General features: G+C 40.3%; 13 protein-coding genes. 10 read left to right on the top strand and 3 right to left on the bottom strand.

The window, feature by feature from the left end; translation table 11 throughout:
* Positions 1 to 236: 236 nt before the first annotated feature.
* A complete protein-coding gene (locus U2P91_RS17450) occupies positions 237 to 1,097 on the top strand; it encodes a hypothetical protein (RefSeq protein WP_322520082.1) in 861 nt (286 codons plus the stop codon).
* A 255-nt stretch (positions 1,098 to 1,352) separates the two neighbouring features.
* On the opposite strand, the gene U2P91_RS17445 is transcribed toward U2P91_RS17450, so the two are convergent.
* Both U2P91_RS17445 and U2P91_RS17440 read right to left on the bottom strand, forming a co-directional pair.
* A complete protein-coding gene (locus U2P91_RS17445; protein ID WP_111886752.1) occupies positions 1,353 to 1,727 on the bottom strand; it encodes a type II toxin-antitoxin system death-on-curing family toxin in 375 nt (124 codons plus the stop codon).
* On the bottom strand, positions 1,724 to 1,966 hold the full coding sequence (locus tag U2P91_RS17440) for a type II toxin-antitoxin system Phd/YefM family antitoxin (RefSeq protein ID WP_111886753.1): 243 nt from the start codon (positions 1,964 to 1,966) through the stop codon (positions 1,724 to 1,726). The genes U2P91_RS17445 and U2P91_RS17440 overlap by 4 nt, the downstream gene beginning before the upstream one ends.
* A gap of 303 nt (positions 1,967 to 2,269) precedes the next feature.
* On the opposite strand from U2P91_RS17440, the gene U2P91_RS17435 reads away from it, so the two are divergent.
* The 7 genes from U2P91_RS17435 (at position 2,270) to U2P91_RS17405 (ending at position 5,669) form a co-directional block, all read left to right on the top strand.
* Positions 2,270 to 2,422, top strand: a complete 153-nt coding sequence (locus tag U2P91_RS17435; protein ID WP_162624380.1) for a hypothetical protein — start codon at positions 2,270 to 2,272, stop codon at positions 2,420 to 2,422.
* 160 nt (positions 2,423 to 2,582) lie between these two features.
* Positions 2,583 to 3,164: a serine hydrolase domain-containing protein gene (locus U2P91_RS17430; protein WP_242988572.1), complete on the top strand. Its 582-nt coding sequence runs from the start codon at positions 2,583 to 2,585 to the stop codon at positions 3,162 to 3,164.
* Entirely contained in the window at positions 3,136 to 3,597 is a 462-nt protein-coding gene (locus U2P91_RS17425; RefSeq protein WP_242988573.1) for a hypothetical protein, read from the top strand. The genes U2P91_RS17430 and U2P91_RS17425 overlap by 29 nt, the downstream gene beginning before the upstream one ends.
* A gap of 523 nt (positions 3,598 to 4,120) precedes the next feature.
* Positions 4,121 to 4,648, top strand: a complete 528-nt coding sequence (locus U2P91_RS17420; RefSeq protein WP_322520081.1) for an abortive phage infection protein — start codon at positions 4,121 to 4,123, stop codon at positions 4,646 to 4,648.
* Between the two features lie 54 nt (positions 4,649 to 4,702).
* Positions 4,703 to 4,849, top strand: a complete 147-nt coding sequence (locus tag U2P91_RS17415; RefSeq protein ID WP_204355453.1) for a hypothetical protein — start codon at positions 4,703 to 4,705, stop codon at positions 4,847 to 4,849.
* Positions 4,850 to 4,890: 41 nt separating this feature from the next.
* Positions 4,891 to 5,052 carry a hypothetical protein gene (locus tag U2P91_RS17410; RefSeq protein ID WP_162624381.1) on the top strand — a complete coding sequence of 54 codons (162 nt, stop codon included), beginning with the start codon at positions 4,891 to 4,893 and terminating at the stop codon, positions 5,050 to 5,052.
* A gap of 125 nt (positions 5,053 to 5,177) precedes the next feature.
* Positions 5,178 to 5,669 carry a GNAT family N-acetyltransferase gene (locus U2P91_RS17405; RefSeq protein ID WP_111889655.1) on the top strand — a complete coding sequence of 164 codons (492 nt, stop codon included), beginning with the start codon at positions 5,178 to 5,180 and terminating at the stop codon, positions 5,667 to 5,669.
* Between the two features lie 56 nt (positions 5,670 to 5,725).
* On the opposite strand, the gene U2P91_RS17400 is transcribed toward U2P91_RS17405, so the two are convergent.
* Positions 5,726 to 6,136, bottom strand: coding sequence for a carboxymuconolactone decarboxylase family protein (locus tag U2P91_RS17400; protein ID WP_111886756.1), 411 nt, complete (start codon positions 6,134 to 6,136; stop codon positions 5,726 to 5,728).
* Between the two features lie 84 nt (positions 6,137 to 6,220).
* On the opposite strand from U2P91_RS17400, the gene U2P91_RS17395 reads away from it, so the two are divergent.
* Both U2P91_RS17395 and U2P91_RS17390 read left to right on the top strand, forming a co-directional pair.
* Positions 6,221 to 6,592: a MerR family transcriptional regulator gene (locus U2P91_RS17395; protein ID WP_111886757.1), complete on the top strand. Its 372-nt coding sequence runs from the start codon at positions 6,221 to 6,223 to the stop codon at positions 6,590 to 6,592.
* A 19-nt stretch (positions 6,593 to 6,611) separates the two neighbouring features.
* Positions 6,612 to 6,971, top strand: a complete 360-nt coding sequence (locus U2P91_RS17390; protein ID WP_111886758.1) for a VOC family protein — start codon at positions 6,612 to 6,614, stop codon at positions 6,969 to 6,971.
* Positions 6,972 to 7,088 lie beyond the last annotated feature (117 nt).

The following is a 7,088-nucleotide window of genomic DNA, read 5'->3' as shown; positions in this document are numbered from 1 at the left end:
ACCTCCTGTAAGTTCTTTTAGGTTAGTCTACAATAATTCGACCTATTTTGCACTACGCCATCTTTTGAATCGCTTACGACATATCTATTCCACTTACTTTAGAACAAAAGAATTATTATAAAGAAAATGTCAACTTTGACAAGACAATCCTTGAATTTGAACACAAAGGGGTTATCGATGATACACCATATAGATTATATAACGAAAATGAAAAATATGGTCTGTCATTCTATCAAATGAAAGCGGTTGATCAAAATGAATGTGCTCAAAAATTAGCTGTACTTGTAGATAAAGTGCTAAAAGTAGCTTCATTCATCATTCAAAAAAATTTTAAAAATCAACATTCGACTCATTTAAGACTCATATATAATCCAACTGAAATAAGTTACACCGAAATACCCATCATTGAGAAATATGATGAAGAAAAAAGTCCAGACCAATTTCTAATAAACAGCACCATAAAAATTCAACATTTTGTCACCATAAAAACAATTCAAAAAATTGACCTAGAACCGCTCGATAAAGTAATTCTTAAATCCAAAGATTCAAATTTTTGTTTTATATTGGATTGTTATTACAGAGCTTTAGCTGCCACAGACTACAAAACAAAATACTATAATGCTTTTGCACCAATTGAATTAATTGAAGAACAGTATAAAAATAAAACATCTAAAAACACCTCCAAAATTTTGACTCTCCAAGAGATTGAAAATATAAAAGAAAAAATAAGTCCCTTTTTTATTGATAGCGAAAAGCAGCAAGTATCTGCAAAAGATGACTCAACTAGACATGAAAAAAATTTGAAATTCAATATTTACAATAGTATTAGTACAAGCTTAAACACCACCTCAGAAAGCCGTGCTTATAAACTTCAAAAACTATTAACTGAGTATTTTGAAATAACTGATGTAAAGAGCGGGATATTACAATACAACATTGATTCAAAAAAAATGAAAGATTTTATTAAAAGACGAAATCAGCTCTTTCATGCGAGAGAAATGAAACCTGAACAGGAAGAATCACATCAAAATCTTTGTCTAGAATTAATCATTTTGATTGAAGCTATTTTGAATTCGATGCTTAAATTAAATTGTTAAGCATCACGGCTTCGGTGCAGGCGCAGCTTAACTAATGCCCTTAAGATAATGAGTGAGATTTGCGAACAGAATTAACATTAGCTCCAGTGTCCAGCTACATGCAACTAGAGAGTCGGGAATTGTTGAGTTTTTAACTGAGCCACAATGCCAGGGACACTTAACTTATTATCCAACTCGGTAAATTGCCAGAAAGCGGTCTGCTTTGGGCGGCTCATTTGCCAGCCCCACCAAAAAGAGATTTAACTGGTTGTGGTGTCAGACATGATCAATAATCCAGTCAAGCAGTTGCCGATCATCTATTTGACCAGCCGCCAGCCTGAGACCTAACTGGATCAGTTCATCATCCGTACAATCAGGCATAAAGCCGTTCATCTCCAGAAATGTTAGCATAACCAGAATACCGATCCGTTTATTGCCATCTAAAAACGCATGGTTTTTGATCAGTGAAAAGCCCAAACGAGCGGCTTTGGCTGGAACCGTTTGGTACAGATCTTCACCCGCAAAGCTTTGAAAGGGCGCATTTAGAGCAGAATCCAGCAGCCCTTCATCCCGGAGACCATCACTGCCGCCAGTTTCGTTAATCAGCATGGTGTGAAGTCGCAACACCTGCTGAAGGGATAACCGTTTCATTTGGCCAATTCCTCAAAGGCGGCTTGATGTTTTTTAAGAATCCGTTTGGCAATGGCGTCAACTGCGTCATCGTCAAGTGCGGCTTCTTCCTGAAACTGGCTGAACTCAATCAGGACATAGCGGGGGGTATTGTTTTTTAAAATGATGGCAGCGCCGTTTTCATCAACAAGCCGGGCAACCTTCGAAAAATTCTGGTTGGCTTCGGTAATGGAAACTAAATTTTCGGTATTGATTTGCATCACTAGCACCTCCTAGTCTTTATACCATTGTACTATAATTATAGGATAAATAAAACCTAAATATAAATCCATTAAGGTAAAAAACTAAGGTTCAGGGAAAGAAGGTTTATCATGAATAAAACAGCTCCAAAACTCCCCGGCACAGGGTACACAAAGGGTCGGAGGTTTTGTGCACTATTTATACAGCCGATTCAGTGTAAGTAAGAGTAACCCCAAGCTAGTGTTCCTGAGCTATGACGTTTTAAATAGGTGTTGCGAATCTCATCGGGTAAGGTATGGGGAGCGCAAGGAGACGAAAGTTCTGTGAGCCAAGCCAAAATGCTGATGGAATTGACCGATTGTCTTAACTTTTGGGGGGCGATTCTTCCCTGCTTTTTTCTTGATCAGAGTCCGGGTGTAACGAACACTATTGGAATTCGCTTCTGCTTGCAGGCGATGTCCCGGAACCGGTTTTGATCGATTGTATCCAACTGGTTTATCAGACCGTGTTGATGAAACTAACGAAAAAGAAACGGCGGGAAATTATGGAAAGCAGTCCCGTTGCCAGGACACACTTAATCAAAGATCGACCGGTTGGTTTTAAGCTACCCGATAATAAATTTAGAGGACATCAACGATGGATATTAATTTAAATGAGTACTTTAAAAAACAAAATAAATTTAGTGGAAATGTCTTGTTATCAAAAAATAATGAAATTATATTTAATGAATCATATGGATATTCAAATAAGGAAAAAGGAATAAAAAATACACTTCAAACAAAATTTATGATTGGCTCGATGACAAAGGTAATAACTGCATTATGTATTATGCAGTTATCAGAAAAAGGGATGCTTTCAACACAACAGCATATTGACGATTATCTTCCAGACGTTTACCAGGGTCATGGTATTACCATTCATCATCTGCTAACTCATACTTCTGGGATACCGAACTACGTGATGTTAAGAAAACAAATAAAATGGGGAGAACATCATACCCCCCAAGAAATACTACAAATTGTCAAAGGTTATAAATTGAAATTCCCTGTTGGTGAAAAATGGTCGTACAGTAATACGAATTATCTTATTCTTGGTTTGATCATTGAAATGGTTTCAGGAATGAATTATCACCAATATGTTAAAAATTATCTATTTATTCCTGCTAAAATGAATCATTCAGGATTTATTGATGAAGAACAAAAAAAATGTAGCCAATAATTATATTAACGGTGAAAAAGGGTTCTATATGGACCCATCAATGTTCTTTGCTTGTGGTGATATTGTCACAACTGTTGGTGATTTTTATTTGCTTGATCGAGCAATTCAGGATGGTAAACTATTGAAAACGCAAACAGTAAAGGAAATGCAAAAGCCTCACCATGATGGCAAATATGTAAAATGTGGATATGGATTGTTTGTAAAAAAACATTTTGATTGTAAAAGTATCTGCCATGGTGGGTCAATGCCAAATGGTTACACGTCTCATTTTGAGAAATACATTGATGACACTATTACCATTGTTGTTTTAAGCAATGATTTAGTCAAATACCAATTCTTATCAATGAGCGGGGCTGGTGGTACCTATATCAGTAGAGAGATGGCTTCATTAATTTATGGAAAAAAGTTAGGTGCTTTGAAGAAGGTATTCTAAAAGAAATTCTTAATAGAGGTAGTTACTCACATCTTTTAGAAAATGCGAGAGACCCCAGTAGCCAGAGAAACTGGGTGCACAAGGGGTTGGAGGTTTTGTGCACTTTCTGGCATGGCGACAGCAGCCTTGCATATAGTGGGTGCATCCCATCGGGTAAGGTAGACCAACCGCCCGTAGTTAGCCTTGGAGCATTCGTGACACGCCTTATTTTGCCCGGATTGATTTTTGTTTTAGTGAGGGAGAGCAAACCGAACCAATCTATATTGGTCACCATTCACTGAAAAAAGAAAACGCCTATAAAATGCTCATCCATGACTGGCGATCACCGGTTACCAGCGTTTTCTACCGCTTTTCCCCGGGGGATGCCGTGGTTTCGGTCAAGTCGGAGGGATGGCTTAATGTTTCTTTCACGCTATGTTTAAGATATAATCATAGCGTGAAAGAAAAAGGTGGAAGCATGAATTATCAAAATAAACTGGAAGCGTTGATTGTCGCAAAAGATGGGTTGGTTCTCACTTAAGATGTGGAAAATGAGAACATTCCCCTAACCTATTTATACAAATTGGTCAATTCAGGTCGGCTTAAAGCCCTGCGTCGAGGTGTCTATATCAGCGAGGATGCTTGGGATGATGTCTATTACTGGAAACAGGCCATCAACCAAAAAATGATTTATTCCCATGAAACGGCCTTGGTTTTTTTAGAACTGACAGATCGGGATCCCCTTGAGGTCACCGTAACAGTTCCCTTTGGTTATAATAGCAGCCACTTACGCAAAGAAAATCTCCGTGTTTTTAGCGTCAAGAAAGAATGGTACGAAATTGGAATTACCCAGGTTAAAACAAATTTTGGCCGGGGCATTCGCTGTTATAATCAGGAACGGACCATTTGCGATCTCTTAAGTCCCCGCTACCAGACCGATCTGGGGCTGATTGCTGAAGCCGTTAAACGCTATTTCAGAAAAAAAGACAAAAATGTTACGCTACTGCTTAACTATGCCAATATCTTTGGCGTAGAAAAGCGGATTAAAGCATATATGGAGGTGTTAATGTGAAAATGGCCACCCAGGTAAAAGACAAGATTAAAAATCTGGCCTAAGAGAAAAACTATGAATAAACAACATTGGAATTGGATTCGGCTTGCCGGCGATGTTCCGGAACTGGTTTTGATTGACTGCATCCAACTGGCATATCAGACCGTTTTTATGAAACTGACAAAAAAGAAACAGCGGGAAATTGCGGAAAATCGGCGTTAGTACCCCAGCGTTAGGTTCACTTAATTTAAAGGAGAAACGATATGGAAAATGAGAATCGCCCAGTTATTGTCTTTTTTTCAAAAGACGGAAATACCAGAAGCGGTGCAAAGCGCTTAAATGAGCGTCTTGGTGGTAAGATCATTGAACTGCGGGAACAGAAAAACGGGAATGTTTTGCAGGCATTGGTTTTATCCAAAAGGTGATTTGATTTTTTTCAGCACGCCCTCAAGAAATTTAAATGACAATCGTGTGCGATTACAAGAAGGTTAAGCACATGCCCAGTGTTCAATCCAAACCAGATCGACAAAAGGATAATGAGGAGCAAAAAATGAAGATTAGACATACGCAAATTGAAGATATCCCGGGGATTGAAGAAATTTACAGCCATGCCCGCACCATGATGGCCGCGATGGGCAATCCCCATCAATGGGTTGATGGTTATCCCCAACCAAGCCTGATTGAAGATGACATCAAAAAGCAGATCAGTTATGTCTGTGAAGTTGACGGTCGGATCGAGGCGGTGTTTGTGCTGCTACGGGAAGGCGATCCTGACTATAACCGGATTTTTGACGGACAGTGGCGAAATGATGACCCGTACGTTGCCATCCATCGGGTGGCCAGTGCCGGCAATGTGGCCGGACTAACCAGGGCGATTTTTGACTGGTGCGAAAAAATCTGTACCAATATCCGGATTGATACCCATCGGGACAATCGGATCATGCAACGTGTCCTCACTAAAAATGGTTTTACTTATTGCGGTCTGATTTATCTCAAGAGTGGGGCTGAACGGCTGGCCTATCAGCGTGTCGGCAAGAAGTGAGACCTGGTCGGGAGCGTCGCCACCAGGCCTACTTCAGGCACCAAGGCCAGGAACGCTTAACGCTTGCCAGGAGCCGGCTGGTCATGGGGGAGTGCGTCACGGTTGGCAAAGACTTTTTTGGCAACTGCAACGGCGTTTAAAACTTTCGGAAATCCGGTGTAGGGGATACATTGAATAAAAGCTTCAATAATTTTCTCTGGTAGAATCCCGACATTTAAGGCACCATTAATATGTACGTCCAGCTGAGGTTCACAGCCGCCAGCGGTCAGCAGGCTGGTGATGGTGATCAGTTCCCGTTCCGCAAGGGTCAGCTCCGGCCGGGGGTAGATATCGCCAAAGGCGAATTCGATAATGTAATTGCCCAGGTCGGGCGCGATTGTTTTAAGTGATTCGATCACTTTTTCGCCGCCAACTCCATCAATTTTTCTTAACTGCTCGATGCCAATTTGATAACGTGTTTGATCCATTGTAATTACCTCCAAAATTCTTTATACTATCAGTATAGTGCTTAGACTATGCTCTAAGTCAACCCTCTTTTTGAAAGGCTTTATATGATTATCAGCGAAATGGCCCAACTGACCAAGATCAGTGAATATACCCTGCGATATTATGAAAAGAAGGAATTGATTACCGTTTCCCGTGATGCCCGGGGTCGACGCAATTATGATGAAAACGATATTGAATGGATTCGTTTCATAAAACGACTAAAAGAGACCGGGATGCCGCTGCGAGAGATCAAAAAATATTCCGATTTGAGAGCCGAAGGCGATCAGACCATCCCCGAACGACTGGCGATGCTTGAAGCCCACCGCTTATTCGTTGTTGCGGAACAGCAAAAATGGGCTCAAAATCTTTGTAACCTTGATGCAAAAATAGAGTATTATGCTACAATACCGTTAACTACTGATAAAACAAAATTTTAGATTTAAAAAGGAGAAAGTTATGAAGTTTTCATGGGTAACAGTCACCGTCAAAGATATGGATGAATCGATCCGGTTTTATACCGATATTGTGGGATTGACGGTGGACAGCCGCAGGCTGGCCGGGCCAGATCTTGAACTGGCTTTTTTAGGGGATGGCGAAACCAAGCTGGAACTGATTTACAATAAGACCATCCCGGCGACGAGCATTGACGCCAACATTTCACTGGGATTTGAAGTCGTCTCACTGGAGCAAACGATGGCAGAATTAGAAGAAAAAGGTATCCAGCACAGCGTTCCGTTTCAGCCCGCACCGCAGATCAGGTACCTCTTTATCAGCGACCCCAATGGGCTTAAGATTCAGCTGCTGGAGCACCTGTAAAATACCTCAAAAGAAGCAGATGATGAAGCAATTTGAAAAAAACCAAAATAACTGTGTCCATCCATTCATAGAAAATATCAACACCGTTAATAGGCTGTATAATCAACCGATGGAGCT

The sequence above is a fragment of the Acetobacterium sp. K1/6 genome (genome assembly GCF_034438075.1).
GTDB classification, from domain to species: Bacteria; Bacillota; Clostridia; order Eubacteriales; family Eubacteriaceae; genus Acetobacterium; species Acetobacterium carbinolicum.
The sequence above is the reverse complement of the archived record's forward strand: the minus strand, read 5'-3'. Positions and strand labels throughout refer to the sequence as shown.